Annotated in this window: 13 protein-coding genes; 6 read left to right on the top strand and 7 right to left on the bottom strand. The window is 70.7% G+C overall.

Annotated elements, in window-relative coordinates; all coding sequences use genetic code 11:
• Window positions 1–62: 62 nt before the first annotated feature.
• The 3 genes from F3H13_RS01005 to F3H13_RS01015 form a co-directional block, all read right to left on the bottom strand.
• On the bottom strand, window positions 63–803 hold the full coding sequence (locus F3H13_RS01005) for a protein sorting system archaetidylserine synthase (protein ID WP_149797210.1): 741 nt from the start codon (window positions 801–803) through the stop codon (window positions 63–65).
• Window positions 804–908: 105 nt separating this feature from the next.
• Window positions 909–1,961: a Brp/Blh family beta-carotene 15,15'-dioxygenase gene (locus tag F3H13_RS01010; RefSeq protein WP_149797211.1), complete on the bottom strand. Its 1,053-nt coding sequence runs from the start codon at window positions 1,959–1,961 to the stop codon at window positions 909–911.
• A gap of 195 nt (window positions 1,962–2,156) precedes the next feature.
• A complete protein-coding gene (locus tag F3H13_RS01015) occupies window positions 2,157–2,537 on the bottom strand; it encodes a SlyX family protein (protein ID WP_149797212.1) in 381 nt (126 codons plus the stop codon).
• A gap of 178 nt (window positions 2,538–2,715) precedes the next feature.
• Between F3H13_RS01015 and F3H13_RS01020 the strand changes: the two genes are divergently transcribed.
• Both F3H13_RS01020 and F3H13_RS01025 read left to right on the top strand, forming a co-directional pair.
• Window positions 2,716–3,492: a bacteriorhodopsin gene (locus tag F3H13_RS01020; protein WP_149797213.1), complete on the top strand. Its 777-nt coding sequence runs from the start codon at window positions 2,716–2,718 to the stop codon at window positions 3,490–3,492.
• 65 nt (window positions 3,493–3,557) lie between these two features.
• The gene (locus tag F3H13_RS01025) at window positions 3,558–3,782 is read left to right on the top strand and encodes a hypothetical protein (protein ID WP_149797214.1); all 225 of its coding nucleotides are present in this window, start codon (window positions 3,558–3,560) and stop codon (window positions 3,780–3,782) included.
• Between the two features lie 39 nt (window positions 3,783–3,821).
• Here F3H13_RS01025 and F3H13_RS01030 read toward each other — a convergent pair whose 3' ends face one another.
• The gene (locus F3H13_RS01030; protein WP_149797215.1) at window positions 3,822–5,903 is read right to left on the bottom strand and encodes an AAA family ATPase; all 2,082 of its coding nucleotides are present in this window, start codon (window positions 5,901–5,903) and stop codon (window positions 3,822–3,824) included.
• A gap of 297 nt (window positions 5,904–6,200) precedes the next feature.
• On the opposite strand from F3H13_RS01030, the gene F3H13_RS01035 reads away from it, so the two are divergent.
• The 4 genes from F3H13_RS01035 to F3H13_RS01050 all read left to right on the top strand — a co-directional run bounded on the left by F3H13_RS01035 (window position 6,201) and on the right by F3H13_RS01050 (window position 10,677).
• Window positions 6,201–8,204 carry a bacterio-opsin activator domain-containing protein gene (locus F3H13_RS01035; RefSeq protein ID WP_149797216.1) on the top strand — a complete coding sequence of 668 codons (2,004 nt, stop codon included), beginning with the start codon at window positions 6,201–6,203 and terminating at the stop codon, window positions 8,202–8,204.
• 34 nt (window positions 8,205–8,238) lie between these two features.
• Window positions 8,239–8,724 (top strand): SRPBCC family protein, encoded by a 486-nt coding sequence (locus F3H13_RS01040; RefSeq protein WP_149797217.1) that lies wholly within the window; start codon window positions 8,239–8,241, stop codon window positions 8,722–8,724.
• Between the two features lie 118 nt (window positions 8,725–8,842).
• Window positions 8,843–9,979: an SPFH domain-containing protein gene (locus F3H13_RS01045; protein ID WP_149797218.1), complete on the top strand. Its 1,137-nt coding sequence runs from the start codon at window positions 8,843–8,845 to the stop codon at window positions 9,977–9,979.
• An 89-nt stretch (window positions 9,980–10,068) separates the two neighbouring features.
• Window positions 10,069–10,677 (top strand): winged helix-turn-helix transcriptional regulator, encoded by a 609-nt coding sequence (locus F3H13_RS01050; RefSeq protein WP_149797219.1) that lies wholly within the window; start codon window positions 10,069–10,071, stop codon window positions 10,675–10,677.
• Between the two features lie 25 nt (window positions 10,678–10,702).
• On the opposite strand, the gene F3H13_RS01055 is transcribed toward F3H13_RS01050, so the two are convergent.
• The 3 genes from F3H13_RS01055 to F3H13_RS01065 form a co-directional block, all read right to left on the bottom strand.
• Window positions 10,703–10,957 (bottom strand): DUF7123 family protein, encoded by a 255-nt coding sequence (locus F3H13_RS01055; RefSeq protein ID WP_149797220.1) that lies wholly within the window; start codon window positions 10,955–10,957, stop codon window positions 10,703–10,705.
• A 185-nt stretch (window positions 10,958–11,142) separates the two neighbouring features.
• Window positions 11,143–11,709 carry a DUF84 family protein gene (locus tag F3H13_RS01060; protein WP_149797221.1) on the bottom strand — a complete coding sequence of 189 codons (567 nt, stop codon included), beginning with the start codon at window positions 11,707–11,709 and terminating at the stop codon, window positions 11,143–11,145.
• On the bottom strand, window positions 11,706–12,503 hold the full coding sequence (locus F3H13_RS01065; protein ID WP_149797222.1) for a cobalamin-binding protein: 798 nt from the start codon (window positions 12,501–12,503) through the stop codon (window positions 11,706–11,708). The genes F3H13_RS01060 and F3H13_RS01065 overlap by 4 nt, the downstream gene beginning before the upstream one ends.
• Window positions 12,504–12,761 lie beyond the last annotated feature (258 nt).

Genomic DNA, 12,761 nt, shown 5'->3' on the forward strand with positions numbered 1-12,761 from the left:
TTGCCGCGTTCCGACGAAGTCCACCCGCTACCGGCGGGACCGTCCGTCGGTCCGTTCTCGATTCACCGCCGGAGGCCCGGCGGCGCCCGGATCCCGTCGCCCCAGTAGAAGCGTGGACCGAGGAGGAGGTAGCCGCACGAGAGGAACAGCAGCGCGAACGCGAACCCCTCGCCGATCCACGCCGGGAGCGCGCTCATCGCCATGTGGCCGGCGGGGGTGACGATTACCGCCGCCTGAACGACGCCCATCACGAGCGCGTCCTGCGCGTGGAGGTCGGGGTACGTCACCGTCGAACCCATGAGCAGCGCGAACGCCGCCGTCGCCGCGACGAGGAGGAGCGGGGCGGTGTAGCCCGCGATGACGGCGGCCGCGAGCACCGTCGCGGCCAGCGTGGTCGGGACGCCGACCGTCTCGCGGGCTCCGTCCTCGTCGACCGTGTAGAGCCCGAGCCGGGCGACCGCGGCGGCGACGAACAGCCCGCCGGCGCCGACGCCGGCGGCGACGAGGAGGGGGTCCGTCGCGAACGAGCGCCCGTCGCGGACGACCGCGGCGACGAGGGCGGCGGGCGCCACGCCGAAGGAGGCGACGTCAGCCAGCGAGTCGAGGTACGGGCCGGCGGGCGTCGACCCGCGGTGGCGGGCGACGACGCCGTCGAGCCCGTCGGCGACCGCGGCGAGGAGGACGAGCCGGGCCGCGAGCGCGACGTCGACCGTCGCGGCGACGACGGCGAGGAAGCCGACGGCGGCGTTGGCCACGGTCACCGCGTCCGCGAGCCCGAGCCGCCGGGCGAACCGCAGAGGCATACCGTATCGGTCGACGAGCCGGGTTTTAGGGCTTGTTATCTCGTCGACCGCGGGCGGGGAGTCCGCTCTGCGAGGCGCGCGCCGCGGGCCGGAGCGCGGCCGCGGTCAGGGAACGTACCAGATCCCGCGCCCGAAGTCGAGCCACTCGCCGACGACGACGTGCGGCATGGCGATGACGCAGACGAAGATGGTGTAGAAGGCGACGGCGCCGGAGAGCAGCGAGCCGCCGGCCAGCGGGTTCGGCGCGACGGTCCACAGGGCGGTCGCGACGCTCGCCGTGACCAGCGCGCCGACGACGAGGACGCCCCACGCGACGACGAGCGAGACGCCTTCCGTGCGGTCGGGTTGCTCCTGTTCGACGACCATGCTCCGCGCCGACTGGCGCAGCGAGTACCACAGCGGGAAGTAGAGCCCGATGGCGACGACCACGGGCACGAGCGCGAAGTACGCGACGAGCAGCAGCGTTTCCGCGGCGTCGAGGAGCCACGACCGGCTGACGCCGCCGGTCGAGCGCAGGCTGGTCGCGAGGCCGCCGCCGAGGTGCGCAACCACGCCGAGTCCGAACGCCCCGCCGAGCGCCGTGGTGAACGCCTCGGGATTCGACGCGGCCGGCCCCGCCAGCTGACCATCGAAGACGCCCAGCATGATACCGGTGAACCCGTAGAACGTTTCCGTCCAGAAGACGGCGGGGACGATCATCACGGCTCCGCCGCGTATCAGGGCGGCGAGCGCCCGCTGTGGCTTGGTCGGCAGGTGGTCCGTCCCGACCAGGGCGTCCATCACGCGGAGGTCGCCGTGCCCCCCCTTCGCGACCGCCGTCCCGAACGCGAGCGCGAGCGCGGGCAGCGGCGCGACGACGAACAGCGCCACGAACGCGGCGACGAAGCCGAGGTACAACACCACGTACCGCGCGCCGAACGGGAGCCCCCGCCGCCGGAGGTTCGAGAAGTGTTCGTACCCCCCGTGCGGGAGATTCAGCGCGACCATCCCCACGAGATACGCGATCATCTGGGTCCGGAGCGACACGTCGGTGCCGGCCGCGGACAGCGCGCCGAACCCCACCGCGAGCAGGAGTAACGCCGCGCGGGACGCACCGATGGCCGTCCGTTCCGGTTCACCGAGCAGCCGCCGCACCGGACTCACCGTCGACGTCGACATGAGTGTGGATACGGGCGTTACGGGGTTAGGGCCTCGTCGTCATTATTCGGGCTTTTATATCCCCGTTCGCGACGCGGTGCGAAGAGAAACCGAGCGGTACGGGCCGGGTCAGGTGGATCACCGGAGTCAGTACGCGTGGATCACCGGAGTCAGTACGCGTGGATCACCGGAGTCAGTACGCGTGGATCACCGGAGTCAGTACGTGTGGATTACTTCGCCGCAGCGCGTGCACTCGATCGTGTCTGACCGGAACAGCCGCTCCTTCTTTTCGGTGGGACCGTTACACTCCGGACAGACGCCGAGGTTCCGACCGTCGGCGACGCGGGCGGAGAGGTCGAGGAACTGTCCCTCGAGCCTGTCGATCTGCTCTGACTGCTCCTCGACGACCGACTTGAGCTCCTCGATGGTCTCGTCGCGCTCCTCGACCGCGGTCGACAGCTCGTCGATGCGTCGTTCGTACTCGTCGATCGCCTCGACGTCGATGGTGACGTCGTCGGTCGCGGCCGCTTCGGCCTCCACTTCCGCAGTGGTTTCGGTGGTCGATTCTGCCTCCGCCTCGGTGTCGTCGTCTGCCATGTGAAACGACTGGGGCCCCAGGTTCATTACTTTCGGGCCGACTACGTTTCCCCCGAGGGGTGATTCGACACCGGCCGGGGGCGCCGAGAGGTCCCCGCGATGGACCGCCGATCGACGTCGATACCTAACTGGGTTGGCATCGGTCTCAATAGCATATGTACAGTATCGTCATGTGGGTATGGACCCGATAGCGCTACAGGCGGGATACGACCTGCTCGGGGACGGACGCCCCGAGACACTTTGGTTGGGTATCGGCACGTTACTAATGCTCATCGGGACCTTCTACTTCATCGTCAAAGGATGGGGGGTTACCGACAAGGAGGCCCGTGAGTACTACTCGATTACGATCCTCGTGCCAGGGATCGCGTCGGCAGCGTACCTGTCGATGTTCTTCGGCATCGGCCTGACGGAGGTTCAGGTCGGCAGCGAGATGCTCGACATCTACTACGCGCGGTACGCGGACTGGCTGTTCACCACGCCGCTGCTGCTGCTCGACCTCGCACTGCTGGCGAAGGTCGACCGTGTGAGCATCGGAACGCTCGTCGGCGTCGACGCGCTGATGATCGTCACCGGTCTCATCGGCGCGCTCTCGCACACGCCGCTCGCGCGGTACACGTGGTGGCTGTTCAGCACGATCTGTATGATCGTCGTGCTGTACTTCCTCGCCACGAGCCTGCGCGCCGCGGCCAAGGAGCGCGGGCCCGAGGTCGCGAGCACGTTCAACACGCTGACCGCGTTGGTGCTCGTCCTCTGGACGGCCTACCCGATCCTGTGGATCGTGGGCACTGAAGGCGCCGGCGTCGTCGGCCTCGGCATCGAGACCCTGCTGTTCATGGTTCTCGACGTGACCGCCAAGGTCGGCTTCGGCTTCATCCTGCTCCGCAGCCGCGCCATCCTCGGCGACACTCAAGCGCCGGAGCCCTCCGCGGGCGCCGACGCCCAGGCCGCGGACTGATCGGGTGAGCCACCCGACGCAGCGGAACAGCACGGTTCAAGCGTTTCCAGCGTTCATTTTTCGACATGACCGACACTACCACCGAACAGCCGCCAGTGCTGCGTACGCGGTCCGTCGTCGGCCTGGCCGTCTGCGTCGTGACTGCGCTCGTCGGAATCTTCCTGATCCCGACGCTACAGGAGCCGGGAGGCGGACTCAACGTGCGGTTCTGGACGATGGCGGCGCTGGAGCTGCTCGCGATGGGCGGCGTCGTCTACTTCGTCCTCAACCTTCACGAGGAGCCGAACTAACGGCGGCGGCCAGTCGCTGAAAAGCGAGACGGCGGCCGCTCACTCCGCCGGCGGATCGCTGCCCGGCCGCTCGGCGTCGCCGCGCCCGCCGCGGGTCGAGGGCGACGTCGCGACCAGTGCGCGCTCGAAGTGGTCGCGGCCGACGACCGCCTCGGCGGGCGGCCCATCGTCCACGATGGCATCTTCGATCGACAGGAGTCCGGCCTCTCGGACCAACGCGGCGATGTCGCCGCCGCTGTACCCGGCGGTGCGGTCGGCGAGGGCGTCGAGGTCGACGTCCGGCGCGGTCGGCATCTCCCGGGCGTGGATCGCGACGATCTCGCGGCGCGCCTCGCGGTCCGGAAGGGGCGTCTCGACCGCCTTCTCGATCCGTCCCGGGCGGAGCAGCGCCTCATCGATGCTCTCCGGGCGGTTCGTGGCCGCGATGACGGCCACGTCGGTGAGCGGCTCTAACCCGTCGAGCTCGGTCAGCAGCTGCGACACGACGCGCTCGCCGGCGCCCGTGTCGTCGCCGCTGCGCTTCGGCGAGATGGCGTCGACCTCGTCGAAGAAGACCACCGCCGGCGCGTTCTCGCGCGCCGTAGCGAACAGGTCGCGGACCGCCTTCTCCGACTCGCCGACGTACTTGTCGAGCAGCTCCGGCCCGTTCACCGGGATGAAGTTCGCGTCGCTGAGGCTCGCCGCGGCGCGCGCGAGCAGCGTTTTCCCGGTCCCCGGCGGCCCGTACAGCAGCACGCCTGACGGGGGGTCGATGCCCAGCTCCGCGAAGCGGTCGGCGTACTCCAGGGGCCAGTACACCGCGCGCACCAGCTCCCGTTTGGCCGCGTCGAGCCCGCCGACCTCGTCCCAGCCGACCGCGGGGAACTCGACGGTGACCTCGCGGAGCCCGGTGGGGTCGACGTCGTCGAGCGCGTCGTCGAAGTCCGCCATCCGGATCGCCGTGCGGCCGTCCCGGCGGACCGCGCGCTCTAGGGCGGCGTCGACGAGGACGGCCAAGTCGGCGAACACGTAGCCGTTGAGCCGCCCGGCGACCGCCCCGAAGTCCACATCCATCGCCAGCGGCGCGCCCTCGGAGAGCGCCTCGAGCGCGTCCGCGCGCTCCGCGATCGTCAGCGGCTCGACCGCCAGTTCGCGGTCGAACCGGCCGCCCCGGCGCAGCGCCGAGGGAACGCCGCTCGGGTCGGTGGTGACGCCGATCACGACGGTCTGATCCCCGGCGCGGAGGTCGTCGATAGTCGACCGGAGGCGGTCGGCCAGCGCGGATCCCCCGCCGTCGTCGGCCCCGAGCGCTTCGAGGTCGTCGAGGAGGACCACGGTCGGCTCTCCCGCCGGGACGGCTTCGACGACGCGGTCGAGCCGGTCCGTCTGGTCGCTCGTCGGGTGGCCCCGAAGTCTGGCCGCGGAGACGCGGACGAGCGTCGCGTCGGTCGCGGCCGCGACGGCCTCGACCAGCGCCGTCTTGCCCGATCCCCGCGGCCCGTGGAGGAGGAGGCCGAGCGTCGGGCGGCCCGCGGACGCGAACGTCTCCGCGGCGTCGAACCGGGTCGCGACCGCGTCGCGGAGGCGCTCGAACGTCGCCGTCGAGACGAACGCGTCCCCCGCGTCGGTGCCGCCGGGGCGCTCCGCGACGACGCCCGGGTCGGCGCTGTCGGCGACAGTGATCTCGGTCTCGTCGTCGACGACGGCCGGCGACGAGGGGGCTACGTCCCGCACGTCGAACCGGAGCGTGAGCGCGCCGCCGAGGCGCGTGACTTCGACCTCGTCGCCGACGGCGACGACCCGCCGGGCGAGCCGGCCGCGGATGGCGTCCTCGCTTCGCTCCAAGTCGACCGACTGGCGGAGCCGCAGCGTGACCGACGACGCGACCGGGAGCGTCGACGGCGACACAGTTGCGGCGTCGCCCGGGTCGAGCCCGGCGGTCCGGCGGAGTCGCTCGGGCAGGAAGACGGCCCGCGACCCGGCGTCGACCGCGACGACCGGGGCGGCGACGCGGTGTGCGCCCTCGACGACCACCGAGTCGCCGAGGCCGATCTCGAGGTCGGCGAGGACGGCTTCGGAGAGCCCGACGCGGTCCCCCGGAACCGACGTGGGCGGCTCTCTGACGGGGACGCGCACGCTCATGGTCCGGGGGCTCGCTCGGAGGACGACTCGTCGGTGGCGACGGTCCACACCATACGTCGAACTCACGCCCACCGACCACAAAGTAGCCACGGCCTAACTGGACAGTCGCGCCTCGGCGATCCTGCTTGCCGACCGATCGAAGTCAGGTTATTTCGCCGTTTATTGATCTAAAAATCTCATAAGTTGTTCAGAAGACGACTGTACGTTTGTTTTATCCATAATAACCGATCGATCAGAGATAAATCAGACCGGGAGAAAACAGGTAACCATTAATCCGTAGGATGTAAACTACCGTGTATGGCGAACGCTCGAGCGCTCCTCGTCCACCCGGAGGAGGGGAGCGATCGGATCGTGACGGCGCTCGACGCCGCGGGGTTCGACGTGACCCGCACGGACACCGCGGCGTCCGCGGTCGCGAAGGCGACGACCGGCGAGTACGACTGCGTCGTCAGCGAGTACGCGCTGGCCGGCGACGACGGGGTGGCCCTCGCGACCGCGATAGAGGAGTCCGACGCCGGCGTGCCCGTCGTGATGTTCACGGCGACGGACGAGGAGGGCGTGCCGGAGGCCGCCTTCGAGAGCGGCGTCGACAGGTTCCTCCAGAAGAACGGCTCGGCGTCGATCGACCGGCTCGTCGCCGACGTCTCGACGGTCTGTTCGGGGGTCCCGACCTCGGAGCCGCGGCAGGACGTCTCCGACCACGAGCCGACCGCGTCGGAGGTGACGCGCGCGGTCGAGGACGCGCCGATCGGGATCAGCATCAGCGACCCCGACCTCCCGGACTACCCCCTCGTGTACGTCAACGACGCCTGGGAGGAGCACACCGGCTACCCGGTCGAGGAGGCGCTCGGTCGCAATCCGCGGTTCCTTCAGGGGCCGGGGACGGACCCGGAGACCATCGACGAGATCGGGGAGGCGATCGCGAACGAGAAGGAGGCGACCGTCGAGATCCGAAACTACCGGCGCGACGGGACCCCGTTCTGGAACGAGCTGACGGTGGCGCCGATATACGACGAGGACGGCGATCTGGCGCACTACGTCGGGTTCCAAAACGACATCAGCGACCGGAAGGAGGCGGAGCGGCTCGCCGAGGAGCGCGCCGAGAAGCTCGCGACGGAGCGCCGCTCGCTCGACAGGGTTCTCGGCCGGGTGAACGGATTGTTCAGCGACATCAGTCGCATCCTCGTCGAGAACCGAGACACAGGCGTCATCGCGGAGCGCGTGTGCGAGGTCGTCGCCGGCGAGCCGGGGTACGCCGGCGGCTGGATCGGCGAGGTGTCGTCGGCGACCGGGCGGCTCGAGATCCGCGCCGCGAACGGCGTGGCGGTCGAGCCGGGCGCGACGTTCGACGTCGACGAGACGCCGAGAGAGGTACAGGAGGCCATCGAGAGCGAGGAGCTCCGGACCGGGTCGATAGAGGACGCGTCCGACGGCCCGCTCGAACCGAAGTCCGCGGGCGGGCGGCGGCTGCTCGTCGTACCGCTCACCTACGGCGATCGCCACTACGGCCTGTTGGGGATCTACGGCAGCGGCGCGGACGTGCTCGACCGCCGCGAGCGACGGGTGTGTGAGTCCGTCGGGAAGATGATCGCGAACGGGCTCCACTCGATCGAGACGACGGAGATGCTCACGACCGACCGCGTCGTGGAGCTCGTAGTCGAGATCCGAGACTCGACGGGCCCGCTCGCGCGGATCGCCGACGCGGTCGGCGGGGAGGTGGAACACCTCGGGACGACGCGGCTCGACGACGACGCCTGCGAGCTGTACTTCCGCGCCGACGGCGAGGACCCGGACCTCGACGAGCTCGCCGCCCTCCCGCTGGTCGAGTCGATGCGGACCGTCTCGGAGACGAACGACGGCGCCAGCTTCGCCGTCACCGTCACCGAGTCGCCGCCGCTCACGCAGCTGGCCGACCACGGCGGCGTCGTCGCCGAGGCGACCGCCACGCCGGAGGGGGCGACCCTGACGATCGAGGCGCCGCCCGAGCACGACGTCCGGTCGATCCTCGACGTGTTCCGCGACGAGTACGCGGGCGTCGAGCTCCGGTCGCGCGTCGAGCGCGAGAGCCGGGACCGCACCGTCGCGGAGTTCGCGGCCGCGGTCGACGAGCGGCTCACCGAGCGGCAGCGCGCCGCCCTGAAGACCGCGGAGCTGAACGGCTACTTCGAGTGGCCGCGACCGGTCGACGGCTCGGAGATCGCAGAGCAGATGGGGATCACCCGACAGACGTTCCACCAGCACCTCCGCGCGGCCGAGCGGAAGCTGGTCGAGGCGTACGTCGACCCCCGGTCGGACGAATGAACCGGGAGTGCGCCGCGAGCTCGGGAGGCGACGCGTGAGCGACGAGGAGCCCGGCGACGGGCCGTTCGCCCCGGAAGCGGACCCGTTCGCCGCGAGCGACGCGATCGTCGTCGCGGCCGACCCGGAGACCGTGTTCGCGTTCCTCGACGACCCGGCGAATCACGCGGCGATCACTCCGGGGCTCACGGACGTCAGGGACGTCGAACCGCTGGAGAACGGCGGGAAGCGCCTCTCGTACACCTACCGGATGGCGGGGATCGGGATCGACGGCGAGATCGTCCAGACGGTCCACGAGCCCCCCGAGCGCCACGCCTTCGAGCTGCGCGGCCGACTCACCGGCACCATCGACCTCCGGCTCGACCCCGTCGACGGCGGGACGGAGCTGACGTACGCCGCGACGTACGACCTCCCGGAGAACGCGCTCACGAGGGTCGGCGCCCCCGTGATCCGTCGGTTCAACGAGCGACAGCTCCGCGCGGCGCTGGAGAACGCCGCCGCGGAGTTCGACGCGGACGGGTGAGGGCGTCCGGAAGCCTCGGCGCGGGAGAGTGGCTGTCACGACTCGACGACCGGGGGACTGCGGGCCGATACCCGGCGGCGTGCGAACTATTAAGCGTGCCATGCCCTAAACAGGGGGCATGGATCCGATCACCCTCCAGTCCGGACTCGGCTTCGGGCTCGTGAGCGTCGGCCTGCTCGCGCTCCTGCTCGTGGTCGTCACGCTCTGGCAGTCGTTCGAGATCGTCGACGCCTACGAGAAGAAGACGCTCACCGTCTTCGGCGAGTACCGGAAGCTGCTCGAACCGGGTATCAACCTCATCCCGCCGTTCGTCTCCCGCACGTACCCGTTCGACATGCGGACCCAGACGCTCGACGTCCCCCGCCAGGAGGCGATCACCCGCGACAACTCCCCCGTGACCGCCGACGCCGTCGTCTACATCAAGGTGATGGACGCCAAGAAGGCGTTCTTAGAGGTCGACGACTACAAGAAGGCCGTCTCGAACCTCGCGCAGACCACGCTCCGGGCCGTCCTCGGCGACATGGAGCTCGACGACACGCTGAACAAGCGCCAGGAGATCAACGCGAAGATCCGAAAAGAGCTCGACGAGCCCACCGACGAGTGGGGGATCCGCGTCGAGAGCGTCGAGGTCCGCGAGGTCAACCCCTCGAAGGACGTCCAGCAGGCGATGGAGCAGCAGACCTCCGCCGAGCGCCGCCGCCGCGCGATGATCCTCGAAGCGCAGGGTGAACGCCGCTCCGCCGTCGAGCAGGCGGAGGGTGACAAGCAGTCGAACATCATCCGCGCGCAGGGGGAAAAGCAGTCGCAGATCCTCGAAGCGCAGGGGGACGCGATTTCGACCGTCCTCCGCGCCCGCTCCGCGGAGTCGATGGGCGAGCGCGCCATCATCGAGCGCGGCATGGAGACCTTAGAAGAGATCGGCAAAGGCGAGTCCACCACGTTCGTCCTCCCGCAGGAGCTCACGAGTCTGGTGGGGCGCTACGGCAAGGCCCTCTCCGGCTCCGACGTCCAGGAGATGGAGGGACTCGACGGGAAGGAGTTCGACGACGACACCCGGAAGATGCTCGGGCTCGACGACATCGACGAGATCCTCGGCCAGATCGAGGAGTCCGCGGAGATGAACGTCGAGGAGTTAGAGAAGGAGGCGGAGGCCGTGAAGTCGGGCGACGCCGGCGCGAGCATCAGGTCCGCGGACGAGGTCATTCAAGAGATGGACGACGAGGAGGCGGCCGCGGAAGCGGAGACGGAGAAGTAGATCGGCGCGAGGCGCCGCAGCGAACGGGATTTTCCGCCGCTGACCCCCGCGAGCGAAGTGCTTTTGTCGAGGCGTAGACTAGTACGGGTGTGACAGAGGGGTTCGACGGCCAGAAGCGTGAGACGCTCCGGCGGTTCGCCGCGGTCGGAGCCGCCGCGCCGTTCGTCGGGACCGCGAGCGCCGACGACGCCGACGACGAGAACGAGACGCGAGAGGCGATTCGCGGCTACGTGCCGACGACCCCCGGCGCGCACTTCTCGAAGCTCCGCGACGACCTTCGGCTCGGCACTGGCGAAGCGCAGTACCATCTCCGGAAGCTGGAGAAGGCGGGCGCGATCGAGTCGGTGAAGGACGCCGACTACCGGCGCTTCTTCCCCGCCGGCCGGTTCGACGAGACCGACAAGCGGGCGCTCGGCTACCTCCGCCGGGAGACGCCCCGCGGGATGGTCCTCGCGCTGCTGCGCGACCCCGACGCGACCGGCGCTGACCTCGCGAGCGCGCTCGGCGTTTCGCGGCCGACGATAAGCGCCGCGGCCGCCGACCTAGAGCGCGCCGGCCTCCTCGACCGGACCGACGGCTACGCGCTGACCGAGCCCGAGCGGCTGCTCACGCTCGTCGTTCGCTACGCCGACTCCTTCGACGCCGAGGCCGTCGCGTTCGCGGACGACGCGGCGTCGCTGGTCGCATACGACCCGTAGGCGCGGCCGTCGAGACGATCGCCGGTCAGGCCGTGACCATCCACGTCGTCCCCGACGAATAGCCCCACTTCTCGACGTCGACGTCCGTGGCGGCGTCGGCGACGGCCCCCATGTTCGCGCCGACCTCCTTCGCCGAGAGGCCGAGGTCGTCGGCGATCAGCCGCGACTTGAAGTACGTTCGGTCGGCCGCGTTCTCGCGGAGGTACCGCAGGATACGCGCCTGTTTCGGGGTGAGGGCGGTCGACTCGGCCGCGACCGCGTCCGGGTGGGCAGTGCTCATACCGGTTCCACGTCGGCACGCCGCATAAGGCGGTTGGTAGACGGGGTTAACACGCCGCAGTCAGGCGGTTTTGCCTGTCATCGGGACCGTGAGAACCGGCCCACGGCCGGGTTTGGGTACGGCCTTCGAATCGCAGCGGTGCGGCGGTACGGCGGCACCGACGCGGCGCTGCCGCCGCACGGGGGTCAGTACAGGTCGGAGACGAACGGACCGAGCGCACCGCTCACCGCGGCCGCAAGCGCCTCGGCTCGGTCGACGCGGCCGTCCGTGAGCGCGCCCGCGGCGCCGCCACGCTTCGCGACCCCATCGGTGCCGAGGAGGTCGTCCATCACCGGCCCCAGCTCTTCCCCGTCGTCGATGCGGGCGGCGACGTCCGCCGGGAGTTCGAGGCTGGGACCGGCCGCGCGCCCGACGCGGTCGCCGTCCGTCACCGCCGCCCACATGATCAGGTAGCGGCCGTCGGTCCCGTGGAACTCCGCGACGCCGCCCTCGACGCCGACGCCGAGGTCGTACGTCGGTCCGGTCGCCGATTCCGCTTCGAGGGCCGCAGTCGCTCGGTTCTCGGCGCCGGCGACGGTCTCCGCGTGGCCCGTCGGCTGTTCGCTGACGCCGGAGTCGACCGGAACGGACTCGACCGCGACGCCGGTCGGGTCGCCGGGGAGGTCGGCGGCCGCCGCCGCGCCGAGCGCCAGTTCGACCGCGCGCCGCTTCACCGGGTTGCCGCTGCCGACGCCGACTCGTAGGGTCGTCATGCCCGCGAGTCGTCGCCCGCGGCCGAAAACGCCTCTGGATGGAGCAAGCGCGCCAGCCGCTCGACCCCGTCGAGGAGCGCGGGGCTCGGCTGATTGAGGAGGGAGTCGTCGAGGACGTGGACTGGGGCGTCGACCCAGTCGCGCTCGGCGACGGCCGCGGGGTCGACCCGGTCGCCGTGCCCGCAGACGTGGACGACGACGTGGTCGGGGTCGGCCCGCTCGACCGCGGCGGGGTCGACCTCCCGGGAGCGCTCGCCCGGCTCGACGAACGGGTAGCGGCCGCCCGCGGCGCGGACCGCGTCGGGGACCCAGTTGCCGGCCGCCATCGGCGGGTCGGACCACTCCTCGCAGTAGGCGGTCGGGCGGGGCCGGTCGGCGACGGCGTCGGCGATCCGAGCGAGTCGGTCGCGGGCGTCCGCGGCGAGTCGCTCGCCCGCCTCGGGCCGGCCGACGTCGCTCCCGCGGGCGGCGAAGCCGTCGACGGCGTCGTCAAGGGTCGCCGGCTCGCGGTGCGCGACGTTCAGGCCGCGGTCGCGGCAGTCCTCGGCCAGGTCGGCCTGGAGCCCGTCGCTCGTGAGGACGACGTCGGGATCAAGGGCGGCGACGCGGTCGAGGTCGGGGTTCAGCCAGCCGCCGACGACGGTCGGGGAGTCGGGTCCGTGCGCCGACCCCGCGTCGGCGTCGGCCGGGAGGTCGCAGTGGGCGGTGACGCCGACGAGGCGGTCGGCCGCGCCGAGCGCGGCGACCGTCGCTGTCGCGCTCGGGGCGAGCGAGACGACACGGGGCGCGGTCATGGCGTTCGTTCCGGCCGCGAGCGTGTCAACAGTTTCGGTCCTGGCCACGGGAGGGGGAGCCCGAGCTGAACGAGGCCGGACCCGAACCCGCAGCCACCGATCGGAAGCCCGGCATCGCCAGTGGGAAGTCTGTCGCCGCCGATCGGAAGCCCGACGCCGCAGAGCGGGAGACCGGCGAAAACACGTGATAGATCGTGTCCTTTCGTCGAGATTCGAGCGACACGTTCCGGTCGTTTTAAGTTGTGTTCCGCCGACGGT

The organism is Halorubrum xinjiangense (assembly GCF_900102375.1).
In the GTDB taxonomy this organism is placed as follows: Archaea; Halobacteriota; Halobacteria; order Halobacteriales; family Haloferacaceae; genus Halorubrum; species Halorubrum xinjiangense.

Coding starts and splice junctions, on each gene's coding strand:
- F3H13_RS01005 (WP_149797210.1), bottom strand. CDS start 803: ATGCCTCTGCGGTTCGCCCGGCGGCTCGGGCTCGCGGACGCGGTGACC.
- F3H13_RS01010 (WP_149797211.1), bottom strand. CDS start 1,961: ATGTCGACGTCGACGGTGAGTCCGGTGCGGCGGCTGCTCGGTGAACCG.
- F3H13_RS01015 (WP_149797212.1), bottom strand. CDS start 2,537: ATGGCAGACGACGACACCGAGGCGGAGGCAGAATCGACCACCGAAACC.
- F3H13_RS01020 (WP_149797213.1), top strand. CDS start 2,716: ATGGACCCGATAGCGCTACAGGCGGGATACGACCTGCTCGGGGACGGA.
- F3H13_RS01025 (WP_149797214.1), top strand. CDS start 3,558: ATGACCGACACTACCACCGAACAGCCGCCAGTGCTGCGTACGCGGTCC.
- F3H13_RS01030 (WP_149797215.1), bottom strand. CDS start 5,903: ATGAGCGTGCGCGTCCCCGTCAGAGAGCCGCCCACGTCGGTTCCGGGG.
- F3H13_RS01035 (WP_149797216.1), top strand. CDS start 6,201: ATGGCGAACGCTCGAGCGCTCCTCGTCCACCCGGAGGAGGGGAGCGAT.
- F3H13_RS01045 (WP_149797218.1), top strand. CDS start 8,843: ATGGATCCGATCACCCTCCAGTCCGGACTCGGCTTCGGGCTCGTGAGC.
- F3H13_RS01055 (WP_149797220.1), bottom strand. CDS start 10,957: ATGAGCACTGCCCACCCGGACGCGGTCGCGGCCGAGTCGACCGCCCTC.
- F3H13_RS01060 (WP_149797221.1), bottom strand. CDS start 11,709: ATGACGACCCTACGAGTCGGCGTCGGCAGCGGCAACCCGGTGAAGCGG.
- F3H13_RS01065 (WP_149797222.1), bottom strand. CDS start 12,503: ATGACCGCGCCCCGTGTCGTCTCGCTCGCCCCGAGCGCGACAGCGACG.